11 protein-coding genes and 1 riboswitch are annotated in these 13,277 nt (G+C 72.9%); of the genes, 2 read left to right on the plus strand and 9 right to left on the minus strand.

Annotation, left to right across the window (positions count from 1 at the left end):
• Positions 1–350 precede the first annotated feature (350 nt).
• Positions 351–1,148 (minus strand): LysR substrate-binding domain-containing protein, encoded by a 798-nt coding sequence (locus ACZ68P_RS20470; RefSeq protein WP_471008017.1) that lies wholly within the window; start codon positions 1,146–1,148, stop codon positions 351–353.
• Positions 1,149–1,206: 58 nt separating this feature from the next.
• Here ACZ68P_RS20470 and ACZ68P_RS20475 point away from each other — a divergent pair, with 58 nt between their 5' ends.
• Positions 1,207–1,593: a DUF5997 family protein gene (locus ACZ68P_RS20475; RefSeq protein WP_471008020.1), complete on the plus strand. Its 387-nt coding sequence runs from the start codon at positions 1,207–1,209 to the stop codon at positions 1,591–1,593.
• Positions 1,594–1,692: 99 nt separating this feature from the next.
• Here ACZ68P_RS20475 and ACZ68P_RS20480 read toward each other — a convergent pair whose 3' ends face one another.
• The 4 genes from ACZ68P_RS20480 to ACZ68P_RS20495 form a co-directional block, all read right to left on the minus strand.
• A complete protein-coding gene (locus ACZ68P_RS20480) occupies positions 1,693–2,343 on the minus strand; it encodes a thymidine kinase (RefSeq protein ID WP_471008023.1) in 651 nt (216 codons plus the stop codon).
• Between the two features lie 46 nt (positions 2,344–2,389).
• Entirely contained in the window at positions 2,390–3,595 is a 1,206-nt protein-coding gene (locus ACZ68P_RS20485; RefSeq protein ID WP_471008025.1) for an alkaline phosphatase family protein, read from the minus strand.
• Positions 3,595–4,179 (minus strand): DUF5998 family protein, encoded by a 585-nt coding sequence (locus ACZ68P_RS20490; protein WP_471008027.1) that lies wholly within the window; start codon positions 4,177–4,179, stop codon positions 3,595–3,597. The genes ACZ68P_RS20485 and ACZ68P_RS20490 overlap by 1 nt, the downstream gene beginning before the upstream one ends.
• 73 nt (positions 4,180–4,252) lie before the next feature.
• Positions 4,253–7,474 (minus strand): bifunctional acetate--CoA ligase family protein/GNAT family N-acetyltransferase, encoded by a 3,222-nt coding sequence (locus ACZ68P_RS20495; RefSeq protein ID WP_471008031.1) that lies wholly within the window; start codon positions 7,472–7,474, stop codon positions 4,253–4,255.
• Between the two features lie 183 nt (positions 7,475–7,657).
• Between ACZ68P_RS20495 and ACZ68P_RS20500 the strand changes: the two genes are divergently transcribed.
• Positions 7,658–7,939, plus strand: a complete 282-nt coding sequence (locus ACZ68P_RS20500; RefSeq protein WP_048477591.1) for an HPr family phosphocarrier protein — start codon at positions 7,658–7,660, stop codon at positions 7,937–7,939.
• A 405-nt stretch (positions 7,940–8,344) separates the two neighbouring features.
• Here the strand turns inward: ACZ68P_RS20500 and ACZ68P_RS20505 are convergent, their stop codons facing one another.
• From ACZ68P_RS20505 to ACZ68P_RS20520, 4 genes are all read right to left on the minus strand, one after another.
• Complete coding sequence (locus ACZ68P_RS20505; RefSeq protein ID WP_471008035.1) at positions 8,345–9,028, minus strand: GntR family transcriptional regulator; 684 nt, start codon at positions 9,026–9,028, stop codon at positions 8,345–8,347.
• Positions 9,029–9,240: 212 nt separating this feature from the next.
• Positions 9,241–10,023, minus strand: coding sequence for a M23 family metallopeptidase (locus tag ACZ68P_RS20510; RefSeq protein ID WP_471008038.1), 783 nt, complete (start codon positions 10,021–10,023; stop codon positions 9,241–9,243).
• A gap of 13 nt (positions 10,024–10,036) precedes the next feature.
• Positions 10,037–10,202: riboswitch (cyclic di-AMP (ydaO/yuaA leader) on the minus strand.
• 234 nt (positions 10,203–10,436) lie between these two features.
• Positions 10,437–11,804 carry a M16 family metallopeptidase gene (locus tag ACZ68P_RS20515; RefSeq protein ID WP_471008236.1) on the minus strand — a complete coding sequence of 456 codons (1,368 nt, stop codon included), beginning with the start codon at positions 11,802–11,804 and terminating at the stop codon, positions 10,437–10,439.
• 26 nt (positions 11,805–11,830) lie between these two features.
• Complete coding sequence (locus tag ACZ68P_RS20520; protein WP_471008041.1) at positions 11,831–13,189, minus strand: M16 family metallopeptidase; 1,359 nt, start codon at positions 13,187–13,189, stop codon at positions 11,831–11,833.
• Positions 13,190–13,277 lie beyond the last annotated feature (88 nt).

Genomic DNA, 13,277 nt, shown 5'->3' on the forward strand with positions numbered 1-13,277 from the left:
GGGTGTGTCACGCGGCGCGCGGATGCGCGGGGCCCGGGGTTCCCGTCACGGGCCGACAGCCATTACCGCCGAGCCGGGCGACCCGCATCCGATCGGCAGACGAGGCCCGGGTACACCCGAGATGAATGGGAGGTGCCGCGCGCCGCCGCTTCTCTCGTCAGGGCTCGTGGGGGCATCTCCGAGGCCGGCCCGGGCTTGTACTCCCCTGCGTGCGTACGGGTCCGGGTGTGGGGTGTGGCGCATGCCGGCGTGAGGCTGCGGCGGGCGTGCGGGCGTGAGGCCGCGCCGGGCGTGCGGGCGTGAGGCCGCGCCGGGCGTGCCGGCGTGAGGCCGCGGCGGGCGTGCGGAGGCTACGACCGGCGGCGGGGCTTGCCGCGCTTGGCCGTTCCGGCGGCGCCGCCGGAGCGGCTCCGGGTGGTCTTGCCCGCCGTCCTGCCCGCCGACGTGCCGGCCGTCCTGGCTCCGGCGGGCTTCTGGCGTGCGCCGCCGCCCTTCTCCGGACGCTTGTCCTTCGCCTTGGCGTCCGCCGGGGCTCCGGCGCGACCGCGCGTGCTGTTGACGGTCCGGCCCCGGACGATCCCGATGAAGTCCTCCACCAGGTCGGTGGTGGCCTCCTCCCGCCACGACAGCGCGACGCGTGATGCGGGGGCGCCCGTCACCGTCCGGTAGGTGAGGTCCTTGCGGTGGTGCAGGCGGGCGAGCGACTGGGGCACGACGAGGACCCCGACTCCCGCCGCCACCAGCTCGACGGCGTCGGCCGTGGTGGCGGGGCGCTCGATCGCCGGGCGCCCCGGCAGGGCCTCCCAGTCCAGGGTGTCGTCAAGGGGGTGCAGCACGATGTCGTCGGCCAGGTCCTCGACCGTCACCTCGTCCGCCGCGGCCACGAGGTGGTCCTTGGGCACCACGACCACGGTCGTCTCGGTGTAGAGCGGGATCGCGCTGAGGTCGATCCGGTCGATCGGCAGCCGGACGAAACCGGCGTCGGCCCCGGCCGCCCGCAGCACGGCGGGTGCCTCGCCGGCGGACACGGGCACGAGGTGCAGCGGGACGTCGGGCAGGCGCTCGTTCCAGATCCGCACCCACTTGCCGGGCGTCACCCCGGGAACGTACGCGAGCCGGAACGAGGGGGTTTCTTCCGAGCCTGTCACCCCGCCAGGTTACCGGTCGTGGTCGGAGGTAGCGCACATGCTCGATACCCTTGACCTCATGAAGTCGCACCAGAGCGCCCAGACGATGAAGCCCGCCACGGCGGCCAAGAAGCTGGGTGTGTACCTCGAGGCCACCCCCGCCGAGTTCCAGGAGGGCGTCGTCTCCCGCGCCGAGCTGAGTGCGCTGCAGACCGATCCGCCCGAGTGGCTGCGGGAGCTGCGCCGCAGCGGTCCGCACCCCCGGCCGGTGGTCGCGGCGAAGCTCGGCATCTCCATCTCGGGTCTCGCGCGCGGCGGGGTGACCGAGCCCCTCACCACGGAGCAGATCGAGGAGCTGAAGACGGAGAACCCCGACTGGCTGCAGAAGGAGCGCGCCACCCAGGCCGAGGTCCGCAAGGAGACCGTGCGCCTCAAGGAGAAGCAGGCCGAGCAGAAGCAGGCCTGACGGAAGCGGCCCCGGCGGCAGCAGACCGCGCGGAACGACCGGCTCCGCGGCCGGGCTTCGGCTCCTCCCCCGCACGGGGCGAGGAGCCGGCGTATGCCGTCAGGAGTGGTTGACGGGGAGGACGTCCGGGGACAGGGCGCCCGCCCGGGCCGACGCGCTGGTCATGTGACGGCGGTGGTGGCGACGGCACAGGACCTCGTAGCCGATCTCCTCGGCCGGACGGTTCACGTCCCCGACGACGACCTGCTCGCCTTCCACGACCATCTCTCCGCCCACCGTGCGGGCGTTGTGCGTGGCCCGCGCCCCGCACCAGCACAGGGCCTCCACCTGCAGCTGCTCGATCCGGTCGGCGAGTTCGATCAGCCGCTGCGAGCCAGGGAACAGCTTCGTCCGGAAGTCCGTCGTGATGCCGAAGGCGAAGACGTCCATGCCGAGGTCGTCGACGATCCGGGCCAGCTGGTCGATCTGATCCGGGGCGAGGAACTGGGCCTCGTCCACGATCACGTAGTCCGCCCTGCCGCCCTTGGACATCTGCTCCACGAGGTACGCGTACAGGTCCATGCCCTCGCCGGCCTCGACCGCCTCCGTCACCAGGCCCAGGCGCGAGGAGAGCTTGCCCTCGCCCGCGCGGTCGTCGCGGGTGAAGATCACGCCCTGGAGCCCGCGGGCGGAACGGTTGTGCCCGATCTGGAGCGCCAGCGTGCTCTTTCCGCAGTCCATGGTTCCGGAGAAGAACACCAGCTCGGGCATGGCAGGTTGAGGCCTTTCGGGCAGGAACGGGGGGGGTACCGGGAGTTCAGGAACGGACTTCGAGGAGCGGGACGAACTGCTCCGCGGGCGTCATGGACCCGTGCACGCCGACCATCGCCGACTCGTGCGGTTCCTTGACGGAGGCGGTGATGACGACGTCGTCATGGGCCGCGGCGACCACGTCGCCGATCCTCCCGTACACCCGCTCGTCGACCGTGTCGCCGAACCAGCCCAGCGCGATGGCCTCGTCCCTGCTCGCCACCCAGAACTGCTCGCCGAGCACCTCGCGCCAGCAGGTCAGGACGTCGGTCTCGGCGCCCGGCACGGCGTAGACGTGACGGGCGCGGCCCTCGCCGCCGAGCAGGGCGACGCCGGCGCTCAGCTCCCAGTCCTCGTCGAAGTCGATCCGGGACTGCTCGTCGAACGGGATGTCGACCATGCCGTGGTCCGCCGTGACGTACAGCGCGGAGTGGGACGGCAGCTGTTCGGCGAGGCGCTGGACGAGCCGGTCGACGAACATCAGCTGGCCGCGCCAGGCGTCGGAGTCGACGCCGAAGCGGTGTCCGGCGCCGTCGAGCTCGCTGTAGTACGTGTAGACCAGCGAGCGGTCGCCGGCGGCGAGCTGCTCGGCGGCGAAGTCCATGCGCTCCTCGCCGGTGAGCCGGCCGTGGAACGCCCCGCCACTCAGAGCGATCTTGGTGAGCGGGGTGTCCTGGAAGATCGGCGACGAGACCTGGGCGGTGTGGATCCCGGCCTCATGGGCGAGCTGGAAGATCGTGGGGTACGGCTGCCAGACGTGGGGCGGCGTCCACGGCTTCCACCGCAGCTGGTTCATCAGCTCGCCGGTGACGGGGTCGCGGACGGTGTAGCCCGGCAGGCCGTGCGCACCGGGGGCCCGCCCGGTGCCGACCGAGGCGAGCGAGGTCGCGGTGGTGGCGGGGAAGCCCGCGGTGATCGGTCGTCCGGTGCCGCCGCGCGAGGTGGCGAGCAGCGAGGTGAGGTACGGGGCCTCGTCGGGATGCGACCGGATCTGCTCCCAGCCGAGCCCGTCGATCAGGAAGACGCAGTTCCGGTCGGCCGGGGAGAGTTCGGCGATCCGGGCGTCGAAGCCGGGGGCGCCCTGTCCGGCGACGAGGGTCGGCAGGAGGTCGGCGAGCGAGCCGAAGCCGTACTCCGGGACGGGCGCGGATTCCGGCGCGAGTCCCACCGGTTCGTCGGGCCAGCCCGAGGTGACCGTGGAGGGCTGGACCATCAGCGGGTCGCCGCGGTGGCTTCGGAGAGCGACTGCGCGAACGCGAGGGTCTGGCGGACCGTGTCCGGGCCGTCGCCCGCGTCGCTGACGCGGAGGCTGAGGTCGTCCGCGGTGGCGTTGCCGGTGTAGCCGTGGTCGGCGTCGCAGTTGGGATCGCCGCAGGCGGCGGGCTCCAGGTCGATCCGGGAGACGGCGCCCCAGCCGATGGTGAGGACGACCTCGCGAGGCAGCGTGCCGGGCGTGTACGACTCCGGGTTGGCGACGACGCGGCTGACGACGACGGAGGAGATCCGGTCGAGCTTGACCGACTCCGTGGACGTGGTGGCGTACGGCGTCGGGGAGCTGGTGTCGGCGGCCTGCTCGTCGGTGTGGCTGACGACGAAACGGGTGGCCGTCAGGACGAGAACCGTGACATGGCGGCGGACCTCGTTGGTGTCGAACGTGGTCTCCTGGTGCACCACGTACGACGCGATCGCCTCGCCACCGACGGCGGCCTCCACCGCCTCGGCCACGAGGGCCGGGTAATAGCCGCTGCGCTCGATCGCCGCGCGCAGCCCCTGGGTCGTCGTACCGGTCTTCGCCATGGACTCCATCCTAATCCGTCGGAAGGGGCGCTCCGGGACGCGTCGGCCGCCGGGGCCGGGGCGCGGGGCGGCTTCAGTAGCTCGGCAGGCGACGCGGTCCGAGGTCGGTGCGGGGCGGGGGCGGTGCGAGGCGGACCGTGGCGCCGAGGACGGACAGGCCGCGCGAGGCCACGACGACGGGCTCCAGGGTGATCGCGACGACCTCGGGGTGGTCGTCGACGAGCCGGGAGACCCGCAGCAGCAGCTCCTCCAGGGCGGGAGTGTCGACGGGGTCCGAGCCGCGCCAGCCGAAGAGGAGGGGGGCGGTGCGGATGGACCGTACGAGCTCGGCGGCGTCCCGGTCGGTGGCGGGGACGAGCCGGTGGGACATGTCGCCGAGCAGCTCGGAGGCGGCTCCGGCGAGTCCGAAGGAGAGGACGGCGCCGACGGCCGGGTCGATGGCGGCCCGGACGACGGTGTCGACTCCGCGCGGAACCATCGCCTGGACGACCGGATGGAGCTCCTCCGGCTTGCCGAGGGTGTCGGTCACTTCGCCGTAGGCGGCACGGAGTTGTTCCTCGGTGGCGAGGTCGAGCCGTACGCCCCCGAGATCGGGGCGGTGGCGCAGATGGGGCGCGGTCGTCTTGAGGGCGACGGGGTAGCCGAGGCGGCCGGCGGCCGCGACCGCGGCGCCGGGGGTGGGCGCGGGCAGGGTCGGCAGCACGGTGATGCCGTACCGCGCGAGCAGCTCGCCGGCCTCGTCGCTGCCGAGGGTGACGCCCCGGGTGTCCACGTCCTCTCCGAGCGACCGCTCGATGCGGGCGGCGGCCCCCGCCTCGTCGATGTCCTCGTACTCCGGCACCCGCCCCGGCTCCGCGGACTGGCGCCGCCACTGTCCGTAGCGCACGGCCTCGGCCAGGGCGCGCACGGCCCGCTCGGCGGCGGGGTAGGCGGGGATGTGCCCGCTGACCCGGGCCGGCGCGGCGGGCTCGCCGGCCTCGGCCCCGCCGACGGGGTCGGCCCCCGAGGGCCCGCCGCCCGTCGTGGCCCCGAAGCGGGTGGGCGGGGGCGGCGTCCCGTCGGCGTCACCGCCGGGCACCACCGCTGCGTTCCGGCCCGCTGCCGCGTCGAAGCGGGCGGGGGCCGTGGGCGTGGCTGTTGCACCCCAGCCGCTTCCCCGGGGCGCCCCGGGAAGGCCGGGCGCGGCGGCGCCGGGTGCCGTGGGAGGCACAGGAGGGACGGGAGGCATGGGCGGCATGGGAGGGATGGGCCTGGTGGCGGTCGGACTGGTGGGGGCCGTGGGCGTGGCGCCCGGGGTCGCGGAGGGGCCGGCGGGCGGGGTGGAGGGCCCGGGCGGCGTGGCGGACGGGGCGGGCGGGCCGGCGGGGGCCGGGCCGGTGCTCCGCGTCGGCGTCGCCGGTCGGGTGCTCGTCGCCGCCGAAAGAGCCTCCGCCAGGCCGCCCATCTCGACGTGCACCACGACCACGGGCTTCGCCGGGGCGGGGGCGGAGGCCACGGCCTCACGGAGGTAGGCCGCGAGGACCTCCCCGTCTCCGGATTCGACGGCTCCGGTCTCGCCGACCCAGGGGATCGCCGTCACGACGACCGCGTCGCTGGTCTCGTCCACGAGCGCCGCCGCGAGCGCCTCGCGGAAGTCCGCCGGGCTCGCCGCCGTCGTGAGGTCGAGGGGGCGCAGCGGCCGCAGGCCCTCGGTGAGACAGGCGTCGTAGGTCAGCAGCCCGAGGGACTCGGAGTTGCCGAGGATCGCCACGCGCGGTCCGGTCGGCAGGGGCTGGCCGGCGAGGAGCAGGCCCGCGTCGACGAGTTCGGTGACCGTGTCGACGCGGATGACCCCGGCCTGCCGGAGCAGCGCGGAGACGGTGGCGTGCGGGATCCGGGTGACCGGCACGCGGTGGCCGGGCGGCGCGCTGCCGCTGTGCCGGGCTCCCTTGACCACGACGACCGGCTTGACCGCCGCGGTGCGCCGCGCGAGCCGGGTGAACTTCCGGGGATTGCCGATCGACTCCAGGTACAGCAGGACGACGTCCGTCGCCGGGTGGTCGTACCAGTGCTGGAGGAGGTCGTTGCCGGAGACGTCGGCCCGGTTGCCCGCCGAGATGAAGGAGGAGAGACCGGCGCCCCGGCGGTGGAGTCCGGCGAGGAGGGCGATGCCGATGGCCCCGGACTGGGTGAACAGGCCGATCCGCCCGGCCGCGGGCATCTGCGGCGCGAGCGAGGCGTTCAGCCGGGCGCCGTCCGAGGTGTTGATGATCCCGAAGGCGTTGGGCCCGATGATCCGCATGCCGTACGAGCGGGCCTGCCGGACCAGTGCGCGCTGGCGGTCCCGTCCCGCCTCCGTCCCGGTCTCGGCGTATCCCGCGCTGAGGACCACCAGGCCGCGCACCCCGTGTTCGCCGCAGTCGGCGACCGCCTCCGGCACCCGTTCGGCGGGGACCGCCAGGACGGCCAGGTCGACCGGCTCCCCGATGTCCGCGACGGAGCGGAAGGCCGGCACGCCGTCGAGCGCGGTCGCCCCCTGGTCGAGGGCCCGGTTCACGGCGTATGTCCGCCCGGTGTAGCCGGCGTCGAGGAGGTTGCGCAGCACGGTCCGTCCGACGCCGCCCGGGGTGCGGCCTGCGCCGACGACGGCGACCGAGCCGGGGGTGAGCAGCCGCTGCACGGAGCGGGCCTCGGCGCGCTGCTCCCGGGCCAGCTGGACGGCGAGCGAGCGGTCGGTGGGCTCCAGGTCGAGATGGAGGCGCACGGCCCCGTCCTCGAAGCTGCGCTTCTGGGTGTACCCGGCGTCCGTGAACACCTTGATCATCTTGTTGTTGGCGGGGAGCACCTCTGCGGCGAACCGTCGGATGTCCCGCTCCCGCGCCACCGCGGCGATGTGTTCGAGCAGGGCGGAGGCGACGCCCCTGCCCTGGTGCGCGTCCTGGACGAGGAAGGCGACCTCGGCCTCGTCGGCGGGGGCCGAGGCGGGCAGGCCGCGGGCGTCGATGCGGTCGTACCGCACGGTGGCGATGAACTCGCCGCCGACGGTCGCGGCGAGTCCGACCCTGTCCACGTAGTCGTGATGGGTGAAACGGTGGACGTCCTTGGCGGACAGGCGCGGGTAGGGCGCGAAGAAGCGGTAGTACTTCGACTCGTCCGAGACCTGTTCGTAGAAGCTGACCAGTCTGTCGGCGTCGTCGACGGTGATGGGCCGGATGCGTGCGGTGCCGCCGTCGCGGAGGACCACGTCCGCTTCCCAGTGGTCCGGGTAGGCGTGTTCCGGCTGGGCCGGGTCCGGCTGTTCCGACGCGCTCTGCATGGGGCAAGCGTACGGCCGGGGTACGACAGTGGCACCGGTCGCGCACGGCGTGCGTGCCCCGCGCGGGCCGTGCAAGGTAGGAGGGCCGGAGGGCCGTTCCGCCGGGCCGCGGGCAGGCACGAGCACATCGCAACACATGAGAGACTGGTCTAGACAACCCGCTAAGACTTGAAGGGCAACACCATGGCTGAGCGCCGCGTCAACGTCGGCTGGGCCGAGGGCCTGCACGCCCGCCCCGCCTCCATCTTCGTCCGTGCCACCACGGCCTCCGGCGTCCCCGTGACGATCGCCAAGGCCGATGGAAACCCGGTGAACGCCGCGTCGATGCTCGCGGTGCTCGGCCTGGGCGCGCAGGGCGGCGAGGAGATCGTGCTCGCTTCGGACGCCGAGGGTGCCGAGGCCGCGCTGGACCGTCTCGCCAAGCTGGTTGCCGAAGGTCTCGAAGAGCTGCCCGAGACCGTCTGACATCACCTCACGAAGGAGCCGCGTCCCGCCCCCCGGCGGACGCGGCTCTTTCGCGTCTGCCGGGGGGCGGGACGCGGCCACCACCCGGCAGCGCGCACGGCCGGGGCGGCGCACGCGTCCGCCGGCTCACGCGTCCGACCCACTCTCACGCCCGGCCGGCTCGCGCGTCCGGTTCGGCTGCGCGCGTCCGGTTCGGCTCGCGCCTTCCGACGGCGAGGACCCGGGGAGGCCGATGCCCCGGGCTGCGGGATTCCAGGGGAAAGGATTCCGGGCAGCCTGGATTCTCGAGCCCGCCGACGCGGCGCCCCGTCGACGGAAATCACGCGAGAGGCTTTTCCGGGCCCCGCATTTCCGGGCAGCAGAATTCCACCACCCCATTACTTCTCTTTGTATACGGCCCGGTCGTTAATTCCGGATGCTCGCGGTGTTTACGACATGTTGCGAAGCCCTCACACGGCCGCGCTCGGGCCGCTTCGGCCGGTACAGGACGAGCGAACGTTCGGCGTGCAGCGCCGTGAGGGCGCGGGCCCGCTCGGCGTCACCGCGGGCGACCGCGTCGACGATCGCCCCGTGCTCGGCCCAGGCCTCGACCGGCTGCGCGGCCGGCTCGATCGCGTACATCCAGGCGATCTTGTGCCGCAGTTGCGTGAGCAGCGCCGTGAGCGCCGGGCTGCCGGACGCCTGCGCGAGGGTCTCGTGGAACCAGCCGCCCAAGGAGCGCAGGTCGTCGCCCTGGCCGCGGCGGGCACGCTCCTGACCCAGCCTGACCAGCCCGCGCAGCACCTTGAGGTGGGCGTCCGTGCGCCGTTGGGCGGCGCGGGCGGCCCCCAGCGGCTCCAGGAGCGCCCGGACGTCCAGCAGGTCCGCCGCCTCCTGCTCGGTGGGCTCGGCCACGTGGGCGCCCGCGTGCCGGCGGGTGACCACGAAGCCCTCCGACTCCAGGGTGCGCAGCGCCTCACGGACCGGGACGCGGGAGACTCCGTAACGGCGTGCCAGCTGCTCCTCGGTCAGCCGGCTGCCGCGCTCGAAGAGACCGGAGACGATGTCGTCCCGAATCGCCGTGCATACCGAATGCGCCGGGATGCGCATGTTCGACCTCCGCCTTTTCCGCGCGAAACCCATCCGATGGACGTCTGTTCGTCGACTCTTCGGTGACTCTATTGCAGCGGGGCGGTATTTCCGATGGCTACCGGAGATCCATGGATATCTTTTGGCCGACGAAAAAGCCCCGGCTCGGTACGAGCCGGGGCTTTTTCGTCGGGCCTTGAGCGGCCCGTGGGCGTTCGCCGGACGCGGACGGGTCAGACGTTCACGCCGCGGGCGCGCAGGTACGCGACCGGGTTGATGTCGGAGCCGTACTCGGCGCTCGTGCGGGCCTCGAAGTGCAGGTGCGGGCCGGTGGAGTTGCCGGTCGAGCCGGAGATGCCGATCCGCTCGCCCGGGGTGACGGACTCGCCGACCGAGACACTGATGGCCGAAAGGTGCCCGTACTGGGTGTACGTGCCGTCGTTCATCCGGATGACGATGTTGTTGCCGTACGCGCCACCCCAGCCGGCCTCGACCACGGTGCCGGAGCCGACGGAGACGACCTCGCTGCCGTAGGAGGCGTGGAAGTCGACGCCGGAGTGGCTGCCGGAGGACCACAGGGAGCCGCCGGTCTGGTACCCGGTGGTGACGTACGAGCCGGCCACGGGGAGCTGGAAGGAGTTCAGGCGCTTGCGCTCGGCCTCACGGGCGGCGCGCTCCTTGGCCTCGCGGATCTCCTTGGCACGGGCCTCGGCCTTGCGCTTCGCCTCCGCCTTGGCGCGGGCCTCGGCCTTCGCCTTCGCGATGGCCTCGACGGCCTCCCGCTCCTGCGCGGCCGCCTGCACGTCGATCCGGTCCGCCAGCGACTCGGAGACGACGGCCTGGTTCATGCCGGTGTCCTCGAGCGAGCGGGTGTCCGTGTCGGCGGCGAGCGCCGGGGAAGCGAGGGTTCCGATGACGCCGGTGGTGGCGAGGGTCGCGACGCCGGCGATGCCCGCGCTGCGGCGCGCCAGACGGCTCGGACCACGATGCTTCCCGGTGGCACGGGTGAACGCCATGTAGTGGCTGATCCTTTCCTTCCTTCTCGCCTACCGGGTTAGCTGACGGGTTCGGAGCAGGAAGGTCTCCTACGGGCCCCTCCGCATGGATGCGAAGGCGTCCGATTCACCCCAGGGACTTCGTGTGGGTCCCCGGCTCCCCAGGCTCGCGCCTGACGGGGACTCGGCGATGACTGTCCGATGCCGCGGATGCGGCGGGTGCAACTGGCGAACAGCCGGATTGACGCTAAACGGACCGTCTTTCAATCGGCAAACGGACTCGGCTGTTTGTAAGACATGCCACAGGGCAGACACCCACTCTCCGTCTCAATACGGACAAAAGATCAATAAAGGCGAGGGCCCCGACGTATGGTGACGTCGGGGTCCTCGCCGTGGCGCGTGTTCCGCCTGGATCAGCCTGTGTTCCGCCTCGATCAGCCGGTGACGACGGTGACTTCGCCGATGCCGAGCGCCCGCACGGGCTCCTCGATCTGCGCCGCGTCACCCACGAGCACGGTGACCAGACGGTCCACCGGGAAGGCGTTGACGACCGCGGCCGTCGCCTCCACCGTGCCCGTCTCCGCCAGACGCGCGTACAACTGCGCCTGGAAATCGTCCGGAAGGTGCTGCTCGACCTGGTCGGCGAGCGTCCCCGCGACGGAGGCGGCGGTCTCGTACTTGAGCGGCGCCACACCCACCAGGTTCTGCACCGCCACATCCCGCTCCGCGTCGGTCAGTCCCTCTGCGGCGAGCGTGCGCAGCACCTTCCACAGGTCGTCAAGTGCCGGGCCGGTGTTGGGGGTGTCGACCGAACCGCTGATGGCGAGCATCGCGGCGCCGTTGCCCTCGGCGTCGGAACGGAGCACCTGCCCGAAGGACCGGACGCCGTAGGTGTAGCCCTTCTCCTCGCGCAGGACACGGTCCAGGCGGGAGGTGAGGGTGCCGCCGAGGCAGTACGTGCCGAGGACCTGGGCGGGCCAGACGCGGTCGTGCCGGTCGGCGCCGACGCGGCCGATCAGCAGCTGCGTCTGGACCGCGCCGGGGCGGTCCACGATGACCACACGGCCGGTGTCGTCGGCCGTGATCGGCGGGACGGGGCGCGGCTCGGCGGTGTCGCCGGTCCACGCGCCGAGCGTCTCGGCGAGGACCTTGTCCAGGTCGACGTCGGTCAGGTCGCCCACGACCACGGCGGTGGCCGTGGCGGGCCGGATGTGCGCCGTGAAGAAGGCTCGGACGGCCGTGGCGTCGATCGCGGCGACGGTCTCCTCGGTGCCCTGGCGCGGCCGGGACATGCGTGAGCCGGCCGGGAACAGCTCCTTGGAGAGCTGCTTGGCCGCCCTGCGGGCCGGGTTCGCCGTCTCGTGCGGGATCTCGTCGAGCCGGTTGCGCACCAGGCGCTCGATCTCGCTGTCGTCGAAGGCCGGGGCGATCAGGGCCTCGGAGAGCAGGCCGAGCGCCTTGGGCAGCCGGGAGACGGGGACCTCGAGGGAGACGCGTACGCCCGGGTGGTCGGCGTGGGCGTCGAGCGTGGCGCCGCAGCGCTCCAGCTCGGCGGCGAACTCCTCCGCCGTGTGCTTGTCGGTGCCCTCGGAGAGGGCCCGCGCCATGATCGTGCCGACGCCGTCGAGGCCCTCGGGCTCGGCCTCCAGAGGGGCGTCGAAGAAGATCTCGACGGCCACCACCTGCTGGCCCGGACGGTGGCAGCGCAGCACGGTCAGGCCGTTGTCCAGCGCACCCCGCTCCGGGGCCGGGAAGGCCCAGGGGCGTGCGGTGCCCGGCTGGGGCTGCGGGTGGAACTCCATGCTCGTCAAAGCCGCGGCAGCGTCGCTCACTGGTCCGCTCCCTCTTCCTCGTCGTTCTCGCTGTCGCTGTCGCCGTGCTCGGCGGTGACCGGTTCGTAGACCAGCACCGCGCGGTTGTCGGGACGCAGCCGGGCGGCGGCGACCGCCCGCACCTCGTCGGCGGTGACGTCCAGGACCCGGTTGACGGCGGTCAGGGCGAGCTGCGGGTCGCCGAACAGCACGGCGAAGCGGCACAGTTCGTCGGCGCGGCCGGCGACCGTGCCGAGCCGGTCGAGCCACTCGCGCTCCAACTGCGCCTGGGCGCGCTCCATCTCCTCGGGCGTGGGGCCCTCGGCGGCGAAGCGGGCCAGCTCCTCGTCGACGGCGGTCTCGATCTCGGGCACCTCCACACCACCGGAGGTCTTCACGTCGAGCCAGCCGAGCGAGGGCGCTCCGGCGAGGCGCAGCAGGCCGAAGCCGGCCGCGACGGCCGTGCGGTCGCGACGGACCAGGCGGTTGTGGAGCCGGGAGGACTCGCCGCCGCCGAGGACGGTGAGGGCCAGGTCGGCGGCGTCGCACTCGCGGGTGCCGTCGTGCGGGAGGCGGTAGGCGGCCATCAGCGCGCGGGCCGGCACCTCCTCCTCGACGACCTCGCGGAGCTGCTCCCCGATGACGTCGGGCAGCGTGCCGTCGCGCGGCGGCCGCTTGCCGTCGTGGGACGGGATGGATCCGAAGTACTTCTCGATCCAGGCGAGGGTCTGCTCCGGGTCGATGTCGCCGACGACCGAAAGGACCGCGTTGTTCGGCGCGTAGTACGTACGGAAGAAGCTCCGCGCGTCCTCCAGCGTGGCCGCGTCCAGGTCGGCCATGGAGCCGATCGGCGTGTGGTGGTACGGGTGCCCCTCGGGATAGGCGAGGGCGGTCAGCTTCTCGAAGGCCGTGCCGTAGGGCACGTTGTCGTACCGCTGGCGGCGCTCGTTCTTGACGACGTCGCGCTGGTTCTCCATGGACTCGTCGTCCAGGGCGGCCAGCAGCGACCCCATGCGGTCCGCCTCCAGCCAGAGGGCCAGCTCCAGCTGATGGGTCGGCATCGTCTCGAAGTAGTTGGTGCGCTCGAAGCTCGTCGTGCCGTTGAGCGAACCGCCCGCTCCCTGGACCAGCTCGAAATGACCGTTTCCGTGGACCTGCTTCGACCCCTGGAACATCAGGTGCTCGAAGAGGTGGGCGAGACCGGTGCGGCCCGCGACCTCGTGACGCGAGCCGACGTCGTACCAGAGGCAGACCGCGGCGACCGGGGTCAGGTGGTCCTCGGAGAGCACCACGCGCAGGCCGTTGGCCAGCCGGTGCTCGGTCGCTGTCAGGCCGCCGGAGCCGGCCTCGGCCGTGGCCGTGTGACCCATGGGCATGTACGTCCCTTCGATCGCGATATGGAAAAGTCCTGCCACTGTATGCAAGCGCACCGACACCTCGCGAAGTTCCCGCAGGTTCGAGGCT

The organism is Streptomyces sp. NPDC036822, assembly GCF_055609145.1.

Excerpts from the sequence above, each read along its gene's own strand:
- ACZ68P_RS20475 (WP_471008020.1), top strand. The coding sequence starts at position 1,207 with ATGAAGTCGCACCAGAGCGCCCAGACGATGAAGCCCGCCACGGCGGCC.
- ACZ68P_RS20480 (WP_471008023.1), bottom strand. The coding sequence starts at position 2,343 with ATGCCCGAGCTGGTGTTCTTCTCCGGAACCATGGACTGCGGAAAGAGC.
- ACZ68P_RS20485 (WP_471008025.1), bottom strand. The coding sequence starts at position 3,595 with ATGGTCCAGCCCTCCACGGTCACCTCGGGCTGGCCCGACGAACCGGTG.
- ACZ68P_RS20490 (WP_471008027.1), bottom strand. The coding sequence starts at position 4,179 with ATGGCGAAGACCGGTACGACGACCCAGGGGCTGCGCGCGGCGATCGAG.
- ACZ68P_RS20495 (WP_471008031.1), bottom strand. The coding sequence starts at position 7,474 with ATGCAGAGCGCGTCGGAACAGCCGGACCCGGCCCAGCCGGAACACGCC.
- ACZ68P_RS20500 (WP_048477591.1), top strand. The coding sequence starts at position 7,658 with ATGGCTGAGCGCCGCGTCAACGTCGGCTGGGCCGAGGGCCTGCACGCC.
- ACZ68P_RS20505 (WP_471008035.1), bottom strand. The coding sequence starts at position 9,028 with ATGCGCATCCCGGCGCATTCGGTATGCACGGCGATTCGGGACGACATC.
- ACZ68P_RS20510 (WP_471008038.1), bottom strand. The coding sequence starts at position 10,023 with ATGGCGTTCACCCGTGCCACCGGGAAGCATCGTGGTCCGAGCCGTCTG.
- ACZ68P_RS20515 (WP_471008236.1), bottom strand. The coding sequence starts at position 11,804 with ATGGAGTTCCACCCGCAGCCCCAGCCGGGCACCGCACGCCCCTGGGCC.
- ACZ68P_RS20520 (WP_471008041.1), bottom strand. The coding sequence starts at position 13,189 with ATGCCCATGGGTCACACGGCCACGGCCGAGGCCGGCTCCGGCGGCCTG.